This window comes from Stenotrophomonas sp. I18B00994 (assembly GCF_014145825.1).
Taxonomy (GTDB): domain Bacteria; phylum Pseudomonadota; class Gammaproteobacteria; order Xanthomonadales; family Xanthomonadaceae; genus Stenotrophomonas; species Stenotrophomonas maltophilia.
Genome location: NZ_JACIUW010000024.1, coordinates 1 through 15,143 on the forward strand (window position 1 = coordinate 1; position 15,143 = coordinate 15,143).

Annotated in this window: 17 protein-coding genes and 2 tRNA genes; 13 read left to right on the forward strand and 6 right to left on the reverse strand. The window is 66.0% G+C overall.

Annotation, left to right across the window (positions count from 1 at the left end; all coding sequences use genetic code 11):
* The first annotated feature begins 344 nt into the window (after positions 1-344).
* The 6 genes from trpE (at position 345) to H4O10_RS19235 (ending at position 5,887) form a co-directional block, all read left to right on the forward strand.
* Positions 345-1,820: an anthranilate synthase component I gene (gene trpE / locus H4O10_RS19210; RefSeq protein ID WP_033833582.1), complete on the forward strand. Its 1,476-nt coding sequence runs from the start codon at positions 345-347 to the stop codon at positions 1,818-1,820.
* A 66-nt stretch (positions 1,821-1,886) separates the two neighbouring features.
* Entirely contained in the window at positions 1,887-2,666 is a 780-nt protein-coding gene (locus tag H4O10_RS19215; RefSeq protein WP_049402337.1) for an SIMPL domain-containing protein, read from the forward strand.
* Between the two features lie 2 nt (positions 2,667-2,668).
* A complete protein-coding gene (locus H4O10_RS19220) occupies positions 2,669-3,256 on the forward strand; it encodes an aminodeoxychorismate/anthranilate synthase component II (RefSeq protein ID WP_005414697.1) in 588 nt (195 codons plus the stop codon).
* A 16-nt stretch (positions 3,257-3,272) separates the two neighbouring features.
* Positions 3,273-4,304, forward strand: a complete 1,032-nt coding sequence (trpD, locus tag H4O10_RS19225; RefSeq protein ID WP_005411320.1) for an anthranilate phosphoribosyltransferase — start codon at positions 3,273-3,275, stop codon at positions 4,302-4,304.
* A 75-nt stretch (positions 4,305-4,379) separates the two neighbouring features.
* Positions 4,380-5,174 (forward strand): indole-3-glycerol phosphate synthase TrpC, encoded by a 795-nt coding sequence (gene trpC, locus H4O10_RS19230; protein ID WP_005414695.1) that lies wholly within the window; start codon positions 4,380-4,382, stop codon positions 5,172-5,174.
* On the forward strand, positions 5,171-5,887 hold the full coding sequence (locus H4O10_RS19235) for a haloacid dehalogenase-like hydrolase (RefSeq protein WP_005411318.1): 717 nt from the start codon (positions 5,171-5,173) through the stop codon (positions 5,885-5,887). Before trpC ends, H4O10_RS19235 begins: the two co-directional genes overlap by 4 nt.
* A gap of 116 nt (positions 5,888-6,003) precedes the next feature.
* Here the strand turns inward: H4O10_RS19235 and H4O10_RS19240 are convergent, their stop codons facing one another.
* Together H4O10_RS19240 and crp are read right to left on the reverse strand one after the other, a co-directional pair.
* Positions 6,004-6,765, reverse strand: a complete 762-nt coding sequence (locus tag H4O10_RS19240) for a sulfite exporter TauE/SafE family protein (protein WP_005411317.1) — start codon at positions 6,763-6,765, stop codon at positions 6,004-6,006.
* Positions 6,766-6,827: 62 nt separating this feature from the next.
* Positions 6,828-7,517 (reverse strand): cAMP-activated global transcriptional regulator CRP, encoded by a 690-nt coding sequence (crp, locus tag H4O10_RS19245; protein ID WP_012481435.1) that lies wholly within the window; start codon positions 7,515-7,517, stop codon positions 6,828-6,830.
* A gap of 149 nt (positions 7,518-7,666) precedes the next feature.
* On the opposite strand from crp, the gene speD reads away from it, so the two are divergent.
* The gene (gene speD / locus H4O10_RS19250) at positions 7,667-8,461 is read left to right on the forward strand and encodes an adenosylmethionine decarboxylase (RefSeq protein ID WP_005411315.1); all 795 of its coding nucleotides are present in this window, start codon (positions 7,667-7,669) and stop codon (positions 8,459-8,461) included.
* A 168-nt stretch (positions 8,462-8,629) separates the two neighbouring features.
* Positions 8,630-8,950, forward strand: a complete 321-nt coding sequence (gene sugE / locus H4O10_RS19255) for a quaternary ammonium compound efflux SMR transporter SugE (protein WP_005411314.1) — start codon at positions 8,630-8,632, stop codon at positions 8,948-8,950.
* A gap of 88 nt (positions 8,951-9,038) precedes the next feature.
* Here sugE and coq7 read toward each other — a convergent pair whose 3' ends face one another.
* Complete coding sequence (gene coq7, locus H4O10_RS19260) at positions 9,039-9,683, reverse strand: 2-polyprenyl-3-methyl-6-methoxy-1,4-benzoquinone monooxygenase (protein ID WP_005411313.1); 645 nt, start codon at positions 9,681-9,683, stop codon at positions 9,039-9,041.
* Positions 9,684-9,881: 198 nt separating this feature from the next.
* On the opposite strand from coq7, the gene rplM reads away from it, so the two are divergent.
* Complete coding sequence (rplM, locus tag H4O10_RS19265; protein WP_005414692.1) at positions 9,882-10,310, forward strand: 50S ribosomal protein L13; 429 nt, start codon at positions 9,882-9,884, stop codon at positions 10,308-10,310.
* Between the two features lie 2 nt (positions 10,311-10,312).
* Positions 10,313-10,705, forward strand: a complete 393-nt coding sequence (gene rpsI, locus H4O10_RS19270; protein ID WP_005411311.1) for a 30S ribosomal protein S9 — start codon at positions 10,313-10,315, stop codon at positions 10,703-10,705.
* 322 nt (positions 10,706-11,027) lie between these two features.
* Here rpsI and H4O10_RS19275 read toward each other — a convergent pair.
* Both H4O10_RS19275 and H4O10_RS19280 read right to left on the reverse strand, forming a co-directional pair.
* Positions 11,028-11,102: transfer RNA gene (locus H4O10_RS19275), tRNA-Gln, on the reverse strand.
* Between the two features lie 55 nt (positions 11,103-11,157).
* Positions 11,158-11,234, reverse strand: a tRNA-Met gene (locus H4O10_RS19280).
* Between the two features lie 121 nt (positions 11,235-11,355).
* Here H4O10_RS19280 and H4O10_RS19285 point away from each other — a divergent pair.
* From H4O10_RS19285 to bfr, 3 genes are all read left to right on the forward strand, one after another.
* Positions 11,356-11,976 carry an RNA pyrophosphohydrolase gene (locus tag H4O10_RS19285; RefSeq protein WP_005411310.1) on the forward strand — a complete coding sequence of 207 codons (621 nt, stop codon included), beginning with the start codon at positions 11,356-11,358 and terminating at the stop codon, positions 11,974-11,976.
* Positions 11,977-12,084: 108 nt separating this feature from the next.
* A complete protein-coding gene (locus H4O10_RS19290) occupies positions 12,085-12,294 on the forward strand; it encodes a bacterioferritin-associated ferredoxin (protein ID WP_005411309.1) in 210 nt (69 codons plus the stop codon).
* Between the two features lie 142 nt (positions 12,295-12,436).
* Complete coding sequence (bfr, locus tag H4O10_RS19295; RefSeq protein ID WP_005414691.1) at positions 12,437-12,907, forward strand: bacterioferritin; 471 nt, start codon at positions 12,437-12,439, stop codon at positions 12,905-12,907.
* 1 nt (position 12,908) lies between these two features.
* Here the strand turns inward: bfr and H4O10_RS19300 are convergent, their stop codons facing one another.
* On the reverse strand, positions 12,909-15,143 hold the full coding sequence (locus H4O10_RS19300; protein ID WP_049454131.1) for an ATP-binding protein: 2,235 nt from the start codon (positions 15,141-15,143) through the stop codon (positions 12,909-12,911).

The window sequence follows — 15,143 nt, forward strand, 5'->3', positions numbered from 1 at the left end:
CGGGCATTTTTATGGTGGTTCATCCGGGCTCTTTGGGGACTGGATAGGTGTGGTAACCACCATTTTCCAAAGATGCCCCGGATGAACAACCTACCGAGAGATCACAACTAACAGTCGACTCTACCGGCTCCCGCGCCGGTCGCCGCCACCGGTCACCGTGGCCGGCCCCGCCCGTCCCGTGGTTCAGTTTTTTAGGGTTCCCCAGCCGTCCAAGCTGCGATACAGTCAAGGGGTGTCCAGCCTGACGACCCCGCATACCCTTTCTTCCGCACGCCGTTGGTGGCGATGGTGGCCCGTTGCCGTCGTCCGCCCCCATAACGCTGTGTCCCGGAAGGAAAGTCGTCTTGAACTCGCACGCTCAGTTTCAGCAGCAGGCCGCTGAAGGCCACACCCACATTCCCGTCGTCCGCGAAGTGCTGTCCGACCTGGACACGCCGCTTTCGGTCTATCTGAAGCTCGCCGACGGCCCCAATACCTACCTGTTTGAATCCGTCGAAGGCGGCGAGCGCTTTGGTCGTTACTCGATCATCGGCCTGCCGGCGCGCCGCGTGTACGCCTTCCACGGCCACACGCTGACCGTGCGCGAAGACGGCCAGGTGGTGGACACCCGCGAGGTCGCCGACCCGTTCGCTGAAGTCGAGGCGCTGCGCAGCGCCCACTCGGTGCCGAAGCTGGAAGGCCTGCCGGGCTTCACCGGTGGCCTGGTCGGCTGGTTCGGCTTCGAGTGCATCGGCTACATCGAACCACGCCTGGCCCCGCCGGCCGGCCGCGATGAGCTGGGCACGCCGGACATCCTGCTGCTGGATTCCAACGAGCTGGCCGTGTTCGACAACCTCAAGGGCCGCCTGTACCTGATCGTGCACGCCGACCCCCGGGTCGAGGGCGCCTTCGAGCAGGCCCAGGCGCGCCTGGATGCGCTGACTGCCAAGCTGCGTGCACCGGGCGCCGGTTATCCCGCACCGCTCAACAGCGATGTGCTGGACGAATCCGATTTCGTTTCCGGGTTCACCCGCGAAGGGTTCGTCGATGCGGTCCAGCGCAGCAAGGAATACATCCGCGCCGGTGACATCTTCCAGGTGGTGCTGAGCCAGCGCCTGAGCGTGCCGTTCAAGGCGCGGCCGGTGGATGTGTACCGCGCGCTGCGTGCACTGAACCCGTCGCCGTACATGTATTTCCTGGATGTCGGCGACCTGCAGGTGGTCGGCTCCTCGCCGGAAATCCTGGTGCGCCTTCAGGATGGCAAAGTCACCGTGCGCCCGATCGCCGGCACCCGCCCGCGTGGCGCCACGCCCGAGCAGGACCTGGCGCTGGAAGCCGAGCTGCTGGCCGACCCGAAGGAACGCGCCGAGCACCTGATGCTGATCGACCTCGGCCGCAACGATGCCGGTCGTGTGTCCAGGGCGGGCACCGTGGAAGTGGGCGAGCAGTTCGTGATCGAGCGCTACAGCCATGTCATGCACATCGTCAGCGAAGTGACCGGGCAGCTGCAGCCGGGCCTGAGCTACGCCGACGTGCTGCGCGCCACCTTCCCGGCAGGCACCGTCAGCGGCGCGCCGAAGATCCGCGCGCTGGAAGTGATCCGCGAGCTGGAACCGATCAAGCGCAATGTCTACGCCGGCAGCATCGGCTACATCGGCTGGCACGGCGATGCCGATACCGCGATCGCGATCCGCACCGCGGTGATCAAGGACGGCCGCCTGTACGTGCAGGCCGGCGCCGGCATCGTCTACGACTCGGACCCGGACAAGGAATGGGACGAGACGATGAACAAGGGCCGCGCGCTGTTCCGCGCCGTCGCCCAGGCCGCCAAGGGCCTGTAAGCCTGCCTCGCCACGGCGCCGCGCCGTGGTCGTTCCGCTGTTCCCGTTCAAGACAAGGAGTACTGCATGAAGCTGCTGAGCGCATTGCTGTGGTCGTCACTGCTGGCCACGATGGCCCCGTCTGCGTGGGCGCAGGCCAATACCATTCCGTCGCAGCCGCACCTGCTGGTGAAGGGCGAGGCGCGTCGCGTGGTGATGCCGGACCGGTTCGGCCTGCAGTTGAACATCGAAGAGACCGACATGGATGCCGACGCCGCGCGCCGCCGCGTGCAGGACAACGTTGCCCGCGTGCTGGCACTGTTCAAGCAGCACAAGGCGGTGGAAGGCAGCGTGCGCGCGGACAACCTGCGGGTCGGTCCTGCCACGCGCTATGAGCAGAACCGGCAGGTTTTCATCGGCACCCGCGTGTCACGCCAACTGCGCGCCAGCTTCGCCAGCGTCCAGCAGATGCAGGACGTGCTGGGGGCGCTGAAGGCCAACGAGAACCTGCAGGTCAGCAGCGTGGCGCCGATGTACTCGGGCGAAGTGGCGCTGCGCCGCGAACTCAAGGGTGAGGCGGCGGCCCAGACCCGCCAGTCTGCGCAGGGCCTGGCCAAGGCCTACGGCACCCAGCTGCGCGGGCTGTACAGCATTTCCGATGTAGCGCCGAACTTTGCCTATGGCGTGCAGGCGGGCAATTGGCCCAGCAGTGGGGATCTGGTGACGCCGCCCTCGCCGCCCGCGCCCGAGGCACCGATGAACAGCATCGAGACCACGGGCTCGCGCCTGCGCGAGTCGGTGGAGGCCGGCCCCATCACCTACACCGAAAACGTGTACGCCATTTTCCTGATAAGCGACGGAACCTGACCATGTTGTGGATGATCGACAACTACGACAGCTTCACCTACAACCTCGTGCAGTACCTGCAGACGCTGGGCGCCGAGGTGAAGGTGGTGCGCAACGATGCAATGAGCGTGGACGAGATTGCCGCGCAGAAGCCCGAGCGCATCGTCATCTCGCCCGGCCCGTGCACGCCCAACGAAGCGGGCGTGTCGCTGGAACTGATCGAGCGCCTGGGCCCGACCACGCCGATCCTCGGCGTGTGCCTGGGCCACCAGGGCATCGGCCAGGTCTACGGCGGCACGGTCATCCGTGCCGGCAACATCATGCACGGCAAGACCTCGCCGATCCGCCATGAAGGCAAGGGCGTGTTCGCCGGCCTGCCGGACCGCTACCAAGCCACCCGCTACCACTCGCTGGTGGTGGACAAGAACAGCCTGCCTGATGTGCTGGAAGTGACCGCCTGGACCGAGAACGACGACGGCTCGATCGAAGAGATCATGGGCCTGCGCCACCGCCAGTTCCCGGTGGAAGGCGTGCAGTTCCACCCCGAGTCCATCCTCACCGAACACGGTCACGCCCTGCTGCGCAATTTCCTGCAGCGCCCGGCGGCCTGATCCAAGGAGCATTCCCATGAGCTTCTCCCCCCAGGAAGCCCTGCATCGCACCATCGAACACCGCGAAATCTTCTTCGACGAAATGGTCGACCTGATGCGGCAGATCATGCGCGGCGATGTCTCGCCGATGATGACCGCCGCCATCCTCACCGGGCTGCGCGTGAAGAAGGAGACCGTGGACGAAATCGCCGCGGCGGCCACCGTGATGCGTGAATTCGCCCGGCCAGTGCCGGTGGCCGATACCTCCAACCTGGTTGACATCGTTGGCACCGGTGGCGATGGCTCGCACACCTTCAACATCTCCACCTGCGCGATGTTCGTCGCTGCTGCTGCAGGCGCGCGCGTGGCCAAGCATGGCAACCGCAGCGTGTCGTCCAAGTCCGGCAGTGCCGATGCGCTGGAAGCGCTGGGCGCGGTGATCGAGCTGCAGCCTGACCAGGTGGCCGCGGCCATCGACCGGACCGGCATCGGCTTCATGTTCGCGCCGATCCATCACCCGTCGATGAAGGTCGTCGCGCCGGTGCGCCGCGAGATGGGCGTGCGCACCATCTTCAACATCCTCGGCCCGCTGACCAACCCGGCCAGTGCACCGTCGGTACTGATGGGCGTGTTCCATCCCGATCTGGTCGGCATCCAGGCGCGCGTGCTGCGCGAACTGGGTACCGAGCGCGCGATGGTGGTCTGGGGCCGTGACAACATGGACGAGATCTCGCTGGGCGCCGGCACCCTGGTCGGCGAACTGCGCGACGGCAAGGTGCGCGAGTACGAGATCCACCCGGAGGACTTCGGCATCGCCATGTCGGCCAGCCGCAACCTGCGCGTGGACGGTCCGGAACAGTCCATCCAGATGCTGCGCGCCGTGCTCGACAACGAGCCGGGCCCGGCGCTGGACATCGTCGCGCTGAATGCCGGTGCCGCCCTGTACGTGGCTGGTGTGGCCAGCGACATCGGAGACGGCCTGGCCCGCGCCCGTGCCGCCATCGCCAATGGCAGCGCCCGCCAGCGCCTGCAGCAGTATGTGGAGACCACCCGCGCGCTGGTTGCCTGAGCGCGCGGTTCAGCCTCACCCTCTCGATGGCCGATAATGGCCGTCCTCACCGCCCCCCGCACCGACCCGAAGACGATGAGCGACATCCTGCAGACGATCCTGGCCCGCAAGGCCGAAGAAGTGGCCCAGCGCCGCGCCCAGCGCCCGCTCGAGGAGCTGCAGGCCGCCGTGGCCAGCGCCCCGCCGGTACGTGGCTTCGTGCGCGCGCTGCAGGCGGCGGTGGCCAATGGCGACCCGGCGGTGATTGCCGAGGTGAAGAAGGCCAGCCCCTCCAAGGGCGTGATCCGCCCGGATTTCCGCCCGGCCGACATCGCCGTCAGCTACGAGTTCGGTGGCGCCAGCTGCCTGTCGGTGCTGACCGACGTGGACTTCTTCCAGGGCGCCGACGCCTATCTGCAGCAGGCCCGTGAAGCCTGCACGCTGCCGGTGCTGCGCAAGGATTTCGTCATCGACGCCTACCAGGTGTACGAGGCGCGCGTGCTGGGCGCCGACTGCATCCTGCTGATCGTCGCCGCGCTGGACGATACCCAGCTGGCCACGTTGTCCGAGCTGGCGCTGTCGCTGGGCATGGACGTGCTGGTGGAAGTGCATGACATCGACGAACTGGAGCGCGCGCTGCAGGTGCCGGCGCCGATGATCGGCATCAACAACCGCAACCTGCGCACCTTCGAGGTGTCGCTGCAGACCACGCTGGACATGCAGCAGGCGGTGCCGCGTGACCGCCTGCTGGTCACCGAGAGTGGCATCCTCGGCCCGCAGGACGTCGCGCTGATGCGCGATGCCGGCATCCATGCATTCCTGGTCGGCGAGGCCTTCATGCGCGTGGAAGAGCCGGGCGAGGGCCTGCGTCAGCTATTCTTCGCGGCATGACAACGCACTATCCGACGCCGCGCGACGATGCGCCGCTGGTGGTCTTCGATTTCGACCACACCCTCTACGACGGCGATTCGGGCACCCATCTGTTCGCCTCGCTGATCAAGCGCAACCCGCTGCGCATGCTGGCCGCGCTGCTGGTCACGCCGATCGCCGGGCCGTTGGTGGCGATGCTGCCGACCCGCCGAACGGGTATTTCGGTCTACGTGTGGATCGGCAGCTTCGGCCTGCACCGTGCGCGCGATTTCAACAAGGTGATCGATGCCTACGTGCTGCGCAACGAGGCGCAGATGCGCGCCAAGCTGCTGCCGCAGGCGCTGGAGGTGTTCGCTGCGCACCGCGCCAAGGGCGACCGTGTAGTGGTCGCCACCGGCGCACCGCCGGAACTGGCCCGCGCCATCCTGGCGTTCGTTGCCCACCAGGACGTGCCGGTGATCGGCACCGAGGTCGGCCCGCGACTGGGCGGCGTCGGCCCGACCCGCCACTGCCACAACGAAGAAAAGATGCGCATGCTGCGCGAGCGCGGCTACGGCAATATCGACATCGCCTACTCCGACAGCACCGCCGACCTGCCGTTGCTGCTGGCCGCCAAGGCGCCGGTGGTGGTGAACCCGAAGCGATCCAGGGTGGACTTCTTCCGCCGCGTGCTGCCGGCCGGCACCCGCATCCTCAACTGGGGCTGCGTGGACCGCGGCGGCGACAAGGCGTAGCCCGGGGCCGGATCCCGTCCGGGGCCTGACCCCATCGCACGATGACGGATCTGCCGGCCAGCGGCCGGCACTACCCTCCTCCGTCCCGGTAGTGCCGGCCGCTGGCCGGCAAACGCTCAATGCCCCAGGTACCCGTACACCGCATGGCCGATCTGGAACAGGCTGATCCCCAGCACCAGCACGCCCACGGCCACCAGCACCCAGCGCTCCTTCACCCGCTTGACCAGGATCGCCGCCACCGGCGCGGCCATCATGCCGCCGATCAGCAGGCCGGCGACGATCTGCAGGTGCTGCACGCCCATCGACAACAGGAAGGTCGCTGACACCGTCAACGTGACCACGAACTCGGCCGCGTTGACCGTACCGATGGTGGTGCGCGCCTGGCCGCCACGGGCGAGCAGGGTGGACGTGGCGATCGGTCCCCAGCCGCCACCGCCGCTGGCGTCCAGCAGGCCCGCGAAGAAGCCCAGCACCGGTACCCGGCGGATCTCGCCCTTGGGCATCCAGCGCCCCGCGGCGCGCGCCAGGATGATGATCGCCAGCACCAGCAGGTACAGGTAGATGAGGGGGCGGATGATGTCGCCGGGGATCTGGGTGAGCACGTACGCGCCCAGGGCGCCGCCCACCGCACCGGGCAGGGCCAGCCGCAGGAACAGGCGTTTATCGACATTCCCGGCGGCGAGGTGCGACACGCCCGAGGCGCCGGTGGTGAACACTTCAGCGGTGTGGATGCTGGCGCTGACCTGCGCCGGTGGCAGGCCCATGCTCAGCATCACCGACGAGGACACCAGGCCGAAGGCCATGCCCAGTGCGCCGTCAACCAGCTGCGCGCCAAGGCCGATGAGGATGAACCACCAGAATTCGCTGCTCAGTTCCATGCAACGAGCCTAGCGCGCGAAGGAGTGCGGACCAAGGTCCGCACCCACCGGGTGCTCAACGGTCAACGGGTGCCGTACAGCACCACGGTCTTGCCGCGGGCATGCAGCAGGCCGTCGGTCTGCAGCTTCTTCAGCACGCGGCCGGCCATTTCGCGCGAGCAGCCGACCAGGCGCGCCAGTTCCTGGCGTGACACGCGCAGCTGGCTGCCCTGCGGATGGCTCATCGCTTCTGGTTCCTGCGCCAGATCGTGCAGTGTGCGCACGATCCGATCGGTAACATCCAGGAATGCCAGGCGACTGGCCTTGCGGCTGGTATCGAGCAGGCGCTTGGAAATCTGCTGGCCCAGCGCATACAGCAGGCGCGGGGCGTCGGCCGACAGCGGACCGAGGAACAGCTGGTGCAGGCGCTCGTAGCTGATTTCGGCCAGTTCGCAGGCGGTACGGGTCCGCAGGATCACCTCGCGGCGGTCCGATTCGACGAACAGGCCCATTTCGCCAACGAACTCGCCGGCACCGAAGTAGCCCAGCACAAGCTCTCGATCGTCATCTTCCTCGGCCATGATTGAAACCGAGCCGCTGACAACGTAGTACAGGGTTCCCGCCGGGTCACCGGGTCGGAAGACGTCGGTACGGGTGGGATATCGCCGCCGGTGGCTGTGCGCCAGGAAACGATCGATGGTGGCGATATCCAAGGCCAGTGGACTGCTAGCTAGGCGCACGGTTGACACGATAGGGGCGCTCCCTCTGCGCATGAACGGATTCACGGGGTCGATAGCGGAGCTTAACCAGCGCAATTGTTAAGGGCAAACAGTGTGCCAGAACTCTTGCGTCTTCACGTTCCCCCCGGGGGCAGTTTGCCCCATAATTCCCCCTTTCCCTTCTTACACAGGAATCGACCGCCGTGGTCAAGCCGTTGCCTCGCCTGAGGCTGCAGGGTTTCAACAACCTCACCAAGGCGCTGAGCTTCAACATCTATGACGTGTGTTACGCGCGCACCGAAGAGGAGCGTCAGCGTTACATTGAATACATCGATGAAGAGTACAACGCCGACAGGCTGACTCAAATCTTGACCGATGTCGCCGAGATCATCGGCGCCAACATCCTGAACGTGGCCCGCCAGGACTACGACCCGCAGGGTGCCTCGGTGACCATCCTGATCTCCGAAGAGCCGGTGATCGACAAGAAGCTGGCCGGCAAGGAGCTGATCTCCGACGCCGTGGTCGCGCACATGGACAAGAGCCACATCACTGTCCACACCTACCCGGAAACCCATCCGCAGGAAGGTATCGCGACGTTCCGCGCGGACATCGACGTGGCCACCTGTGGCGTCATTTCCCCGCTGAAGGCCCTGAACTACCTGATCGAGAGCCTTGAGTCGGACATCGTGATCATGGACTACCGCGTCCGTGGCTTCACCCGCGATGTGAAGGGCAAGAAGCACTTCATCGACCACAAGATCAACTCGATCCAGAACTTCCTGGCCAAGAACATCAAGTCGCGTTACGAGATGTTCGACGTCAACGTCTACCAGGAAAACATCTTCCACACGAAGATGCACCTGAAGGACTTCGACCTGGACCAGTACCTGTTCGAGGAAAAGGCCAAGAACCTGTCGTTCAAGGAACGCATGAAGATCGAAGCGCTGCTCAAGCGCGAGATCGAAGAGCTGTTCCACGGCCGCAACCTGTCCGAGTAAGCCCCATGTGCGATGCCCGCAGGCATCGCCACCCAGGCGGGACGACCCGCCCCGTGGAACCAGTGCCCCGCACGCGTTACAGTTCCACGGTGATGTACCGACCCACGGCCCGGTGTGAAAACACCGGGCCGTTTCGTTTTTTTCAAAAAAGGTAAGGAGCCCCCACCCATGCCCTGGATCTACCTGCTGCTGGCCGGCCTGTTCGAGATCGGTTTCGCCCTCGGAATGAAGTACTCCGAAGGCTTCAGCAAACCCCTGCCCACCGCTGCCACGGTGGTATCCGCGCTGATCAGCCTGTACCTGATGAGCCAGGCGATGAAGAGCATCCCGGTCGGCACGGCCTACGCGATCTGGACCGGTATCGGTGCCATGGGCGTGGCGGTGCTGGGCATCTACCTGTTCAACGACAGCGCATCACCGGCCCGCCTGGCCTGCGTGGGCCTGATCGTGGCTGGTGTGATCGGCCTGAAGCTGGTCTCGCCGAACTGATTGATGGCCCGACCAACGGTCGGGTCCCACCGTCGGCCCCCCCCCCCGCACCTCCTGGTAGGCCCGCACCGTTGGTGCGGGCGACCCTTCAAATGCGGTAGGCGATGGTCTTCATCACCCTGGAGGCCAGTGCCATCACGCCCGGGATCGGGAACGGCAGGCGGCGAGCGCCGGCCTGCTCGGCGTGGTCCGCATGGCGGGCCTCGTCTTCCTTCATCACCGCGATGACCGCGCGGCTGCGCAGGTCGCCGGCCGGCAGGTCGACCAGGTGCTCGTCCAGGTGGGCCTCCACCTGGCGCTCGGTCTCGACCACGAAGCCCAGGTTCCAGCCGTCGCCGCGCAGCCCGGCCAGGGTGCCGATGGTGTAGCTGCCGGCGTACCAGAGCGGGTTGAACAGGCTCGGACGGCTGTCCAGTTCGGCCAGCCGGGTGGCGCACCAGGCCAGGTGGTCGGTTTCTTCCTGCGCCGCTTCCAGCAGGTGCTCCCGCGTGGCCGGGTCGCGCGCCACGGCGGCCTGGCCGAAGTACAGGCCCTGCGCGCAGACCTCGCCGACGTGGTTGATCCGCATCAGGCCTGCGGCATGGCGCCGCTCGGCGCTGTCCATGCCGGGCTCGCCGGTGTCCGTGGCGGGGTAGGGGCGGGCCGCCGGCGGATTGCCGAACACTGTGTCCAGGGCGCGCTGCGCCTCGGTCAGCAGGTGGTCCAGCGGAGTGGTCTGGCGGAGCACGGTCATGGCAGTACGCGGTGGGGCGGAAGACCCCCCGATTCTCGCCCGGCCCCGCGCCCCTGCCAACCCGGCCCAGGGGACGGGTTGCGCTCCCGCGGCAGGATGAGTACAATCCGGCCTCTTACGCTTCACCTTTTCACAACGCGTGGCAGAGTTCCGGCGAGCCTTTCGCCGCAATGAGCCCGACCTAACCTAGAGTTCTTCATGAGCACTTTCACTGCCAAGAACGAGACCGTCCAGCGCGACTGGTACCTCGTCGACGCCGAGGGCAAGACCCTGGGCCGTCTCGCCACCGAGCTGGCCCGCCGTCTGCGTGGCAAGCACAAGCCGGTCTACACCCCGCACGTTGATACCGGCGACTACCTGGTCGTCATCAATGCAGAAAAGATTGCCGTCACCGGCAAGAAGCTGCAGGACAAGATGTATCACCGTTTCACCGGTTACATCGGCAACCTGAAGACCGAGTCCCTGGCCCAGGCGCTGGAGCGCCACCCGGAGCGCGTGATCGAGATCGCCGTGAAGGGCATGCTGCCGAAGGGCCCGCTGGGTCGCCAGATGTACCGCAAGCTCAAGGTCTACGCTGGCACTGAGCATCCGCACGCCGCACAGCAGCCGCAGGTTCTGGATATCTAATCATGGCTATCACTCAAAACTACGGCACTGGCCGCCGCAAGTCCTCCACCGCTCGCGTGTTCCTGCGCAAGGGTTCGGGCAACATCACCGTCAATGGCCGTCCGCTGGACGAGTTCTTCGGTCGTGAGACCGCGCGCATGATCGTGCGCCAGCCGCTCGAGCTGACCAAGAACACCGAAAGCTTCGACATCCTGGTCACCGCCGCTGGCGGCGGCACCACCGGCCAGGCCGGTGCGATCCGTCTGGGCATCGCCCGTGCTCTGGTCGAGTACGACGAAACCCTGAAGTCCGAGCTGCGCAAGGCTGGCTTCATGACCCGTGACGCCCGTGAAGTCGAGCGCAAGAAGGTCGGTCTGCACAAGGCCCGTCGCGCCACCCAGTTCTCCAAGCGCTGATTTACCGCGCCTGGTTGGGCTCCTTCGGGAGCCCGCTGGATGGAAAAGCAAAAGCCCGGCTTCGGCCGGGCTTTTGTCGTTCCGGGGTCATGGATTTCCTGGTTGCCGGCCAGCGGCCGGCACTACCCGTGGTCTCGCGTGTCGGGAGGGTGGGGTCAGGGCCTTTCCCTGCGGAAAAGGATCCGGCCCCAGGGTTCTTTCTGGAGAAGAGCCCCGTTGTTGTTCAAGGGGGTGTGCCGAGAGGCGCGGGGACAAGGTGGAATGCGCGACCAGATGAAAAGCAAAAGGCCAGATCTTTCGATCTGGCCTTTTGCTTTTAATTTGGCTGCCCCGGATGGATTCGAACCACCGAATGCCTGAGTCAGAGTCAGGTGCCTTACCGCTTGGCGACGGGGCAAAACGTGCAACTATTTTCTCACTTTTCACGCTGAAAAACAACTTGATTTTCAGTGTGGTGGCTATGGGTGGACTCGAACCACCGACCCCAGCATTATGAGTGCTGTGCTCTAACCGGCTGAGCTACATAGCCTTGGTGAGCCCGCTATTCTGCGGATGTGTACCGCCCCTGTCAACACTTTTGTGTCGTGCTTGTGGGCCGACAGAGGGCATGGGATAGTCCCGGCCAGTAGATTTTCTTAGGAGTCCGCATCGTGATCGATCCGGACGGCTATCGACCGAACGTCGGCATCGTGCTGATGCGGCAGGACGGCCAGGTGTTCTGGGCACGACGCGTGCGCCGGGACGGCTGGCAGTTCCCGCAGGGTGGCATGAACACCGACGAGACGCCTGTCGAGGCCATGTATCGTGAACTGCAGGAAGAGACCGGCCTGCTGCCCGAGCATGTGGAAGTGCTCGGGGCGACGCCCGGCTGGCTGCGCTACAAGCTGCCGGCGCGGGCCATCCGCCGCAATGAGCGGCAGGTCTGCATCGGCCAGAAGCAGGTCTGGTTCCTGCTGCGCCTGACCGGCGACGAATCCCACGTGAAGCTGGACCACACCGACTCGCCCGAGTTCGACCACTGGCGCTGGGTGGACTTCTGGTACCCGGTGGAGCATGTGGTGATGTTCAAGCGTGGCGTCTATGCGCGTGCGTTGCGACATCTGGCGCCGCTGGCCCGCGGGGTGGCCGGGCAGGGGGTTACCGCCATGCCCAAGAGCGCCGCCGAAGCCTGGATGCCTGGCCATACCGCCGGGCACGACCGCCCACGCAAGCGCCCTCGGACCCGCGGCTATTGGCCGAAGAAGGCCACGGGCGATGGCCCGGCCAGCTGACGGGCTGAACGGTATCGAGAATGGTTCAGGTCTCTGATTGACAACCATTCTCGTTTCCATTGGAATAGCCAACAGGCCGCTTCTGGCCTGCCAGCCCGGTTCACGCCTGTGTACGTCTGCATCTGCAACGGAGTCACCGACCACCAGATCCGCGAAGCCGCCAGCCATGGCGTCAGTACGGTGGCCGAACTGACCATGCGTACCGGCTGTGGCGCTACCTGCGGTTCCTGCCTGGACATGGCCGGCGATCTGCTGGCCAAGGCGCGTGCCACCCACGATCTGCCGCTGCCGGTATTGGGTCTGGCCCAGGTCGCCTGATCGTCTCTTGGCGGCGCGTTGACGGCGCGCTTTCGCATTCTTCACGTGCGGCCGCACAGGCCAATGCGCACGATTCGCGTTCCTTCACGACTGCAGGCAAGGCGTTAAAGTGCCTGCGTTTTCAGCGTGCAGGAGCATCCCCATGAAGGGCGACACCAAGGTCATCGAATTCCTCAACAAGGTCCTCTACAACGAGCTGACCGCGATCAACCAGTACTTCCTGCATGCCAAGATGCTGAAGAACTGGGGGATCAAGGAACTGGCCGAACACGAGTACAAGGAATCGATCGACGAGATGAAGCATGCCGACATGCTCGCCGACCGCATCCTGTTCCTCGAAGGCCTGCCGAACTTCCAGGCGCTGGGCAAGCTGCGCATTGGTGAGAACCCGACCGAGATCCTGCAGTGCGACCTGTCGCTGGAACGCGATGGCGTGGTCACCCTGCGCGAGGCCGTGGCGTATGCCGATTCGGTCGGCGACTACGTCAGCCGCCAGCTGTTCGTGAAGATCCTCGATTCGGAAGAAGAGCACATCGACTGGCTGGAAACCCAGCTCGACCTGATCGAGCGCATCGGTGAACCGAAGTACCTGCTGAGCAAGCTGGAAGAGTGAGTCAGCCGGCCTGGCCGGCGCGATGCTGTGCCAGGTAGCCCGTCAGTGCCACGCGCGCTCGGGCGAATTCCGCAACCAGCAGCGCCACCGCTACTGCGGGGCGCTGCAGGCTGCCGCTGCGGGCTTCGTGCTCGATGCGCTGCGCGACTGACGACAGCGACAGCGCGCCCACGTTCGCGCTGGATGACTTGAGGCTGTGCGCGACGGCCTGCAGGCGAGGCTCGTCACCGTTCTGCGCTGCCTGCTGCAGCTGCTGCACCATTGCCGGCGCATCCTCCAGGAACACCGAGACGATCTGGATGGCGCTCTCCCCGATCACTGCATGCAGTTCGTCCAGCACATCGCGGTCCAGCACTGGCTGCGGCTTGGAGCCGACTCGGCTGTCATCGTCCTGCAGAGCCGAGCCATGCTCGGCTGATGGAGCGCGACGGCTATCGGCCGTCAGCCGGGCATGGCTCGGCTCTATCGAAGGCCGTGCAGGTGATGCGGCTTTGCCGCCGCCCCAGCGCTGCAGCAGCGCATGCAGGGTGTCGCGTGCAATCGGCTTGGACAGATAGTCGTCCATGCCGGCCTGCAGGCAGCGCTCGCGGTCACCGGCCATGGCATTGGCGGTCATCGCGATGATCGGCAGGCGCGGGCGCCCGTTTTCCACTTCCTCGGCGCGCCAGCGGCGGGTGGCGGCATAGCCGTCCAGCACCGGCATCTGGCAATCCATCAGCACCACATCCACGTCGCCTTCGCGCAGGGCAAGCAACGCCTGCTCGCCATCGGCGGCGTTGCACACTTCGCACTGGAACACGCGCAGCAGCTGCTCGGCCACCATGCGGTTGACCGTGTTGTCCTCCACCAGCAGCACGCGCAGGTGCAGCGGTGGCAGCGTGGGCGTGGGCTGGCCCTGTCCGGCGTTGGCCAGCAGCGCGGCAGGGCGCGCATGCGCAACCGGTGCAGCCAGCAGTGCATGCAGCCCAGCGTCTTCGAAATGCGAGGGTAGCTGCCTCTGGCGTGGGCGTGGAGGAAGGGCATCGTCCTGCAGCCACAGCACCTGCAGCCCGTCGTCTTCGCCACGTTCGGCCAACGCCTGTTGCAGCGTCGCTTCACCGATGCGGCGCGCACGTGCATCGACCAGCAGCCACGCCGGTGCCGGTTGCCCCGGCCTCGGCACCGCGCGCAGGCGCTCGACCACGGCATCGAACTGCGCCAGGGCGTGCACCAGCAGTCCATGATGGGCCGCGATGCGCTCGATGCGTGCCTGCAGGATGGCATCGCTACTGAACAGCAGCAGCGCGTCTGGCGTGCGCGCCATGGCCGGCAGGTCGCCGGGCACCTTCAACAACGGGATCTCGAACCAGAACGTGGCGCCCTGGCCGGGCGTGGACTGCACGCCGATGCGCCCGTGCATCAGGTCGATGATGCGCTTGCAGATCGCCAGGCCCAGGCCGGTGCCACCGTAGATGCGGGTCGTTGAGGCATCGGCCTGGCTGAAGGACTGGAACAGGCGCGCCTGCAGTGCCTCGTCGATGCCGATGCCGGTGTCGATGATCTCGAAGCGCAGCTGGTGCTGGGCCGCGCCTTCGCCCAGCCGCTGCACGCGCAGCTGTACCTGGCCGCGCGCGGTGAACTTGATCGCGTTGGCCAGCAGGTTGCTCAACACCTGGCGCAGTCGTACAGGGTCGCCACGCACCGGCAGGCGTACCGACGGGTCCAGCTGCAGCCCCAGCGACAGGCCCTTGGCGTCGGCGGCGCGCTGCATCAGCTGCACCACGCCATCGAGCAGGTCGCGCAGGTTGAAGCTGGTGATCTCCAGTTCCAGCGCCTGCGCTTCCAGCCGCGAGTAGTCGAGGATGTCGTCGACGATGCGCAGCAGCTGCTGCGAGCTGGCCGAGGCGGTGGCCAGCATCTGCCGCTGGTCCTCGCCCAGCGGGCCGCGTGCGATCAGCTCCAGCATCGGCAGGATGCCGTTGAGCGGCGTACGGATCTCGTGGCTCATCGTGGCCAGGAACTCACCCTTGGCCAGCACCGCCGCCTCGGCGGCCTGCTTGGCCTGCAGCAGCTGCTGTTCCAGCTGCCCCTGTCGTTCGGTGGTGCGGCGCAGCTGGTCACGTTCGGCGGCCAGCAGGCTGCGCTCGCGTTGCAGCTGGGCCAGTGCCCGGTTGCGCGCGCGCAGCCGCAGGCCCAACAGCAGCGCGCTGATGGAGGCCGCAGCAAGGGCAACCAGCAGTGCGACCCACATCGGCAC

Coding starts and splice junctions, on each gene's coding strand:
- H4O10_RS19220 (WP_005414697.1), top strand. CDS start 2,669: ATGTTGTGGATGATCGACAACTACGACAGCTTCACCTACAACCTCGTG.
- H4O10_RS19240 (WP_005411317.1), bottom strand. CDS start 6,765: ATGGAACTGAGCAGCGAATTCTGGTGGTTCATCCTCATCGGCCTTGGC.
- rpsI (WP_005411311.1), top strand. CDS start 10,313: ATGGCTATCACTCAAAACTACGGCACTGGCCGCCGCAAGTCCTCCACC.
- H4O10_RS19235 (WP_005411318.1), top strand. CDS start 5,171: ATGACAACGCACTATCCGACGCCGCGCGACGATGCGCCGCTGGTGGTC.
- sugE (WP_005411314.1), top strand. CDS start 8,630: ATGCCCTGGATCTACCTGCTGCTGGCCGGCCTGTTCGAGATCGGTTTC.
- rplM (WP_005414692.1), top strand. CDS start 9,882: ATGAGCACTTTCACTGCCAAGAACGAGACCGTCCAGCGCGACTGGTAC.
- coq7 (WP_005411313.1), bottom strand. CDS start 9,683: ATGACCGTGCTCCGCCAGACCACTCCGCTGGACCACCTGCTGACCGAG.
- bfr (WP_005414691.1), top strand. CDS start 12,437: ATGAAGGGCGACACCAAGGTCATCGAATTCCTCAACAAGGTCCTCTAC.
- crp (WP_012481435.1), bottom strand. CDS start 7,517: ATGCGCAGAGGGAGCGCCCCTATCGTGTCAACCGTGCGCCTAGCTAGC.
- H4O10_RS19215 (WP_049402337.1), top strand. CDS start 1,887: ATGAAGCTGCTGAGCGCATTGCTGTGGTCGTCACTGCTGGCCACGATG.
- trpC (WP_005414695.1), top strand. CDS start 4,380: ATGAGCGACATCCTGCAGACGATCCTGGCCCGCAAGGCCGAAGAAGTG.
- trpD (WP_005411320.1), top strand. CDS start 3,273: ATGAGCTTCTCCCCCCAGGAAGCCCTGCATCGCACCATCGAACACCGC.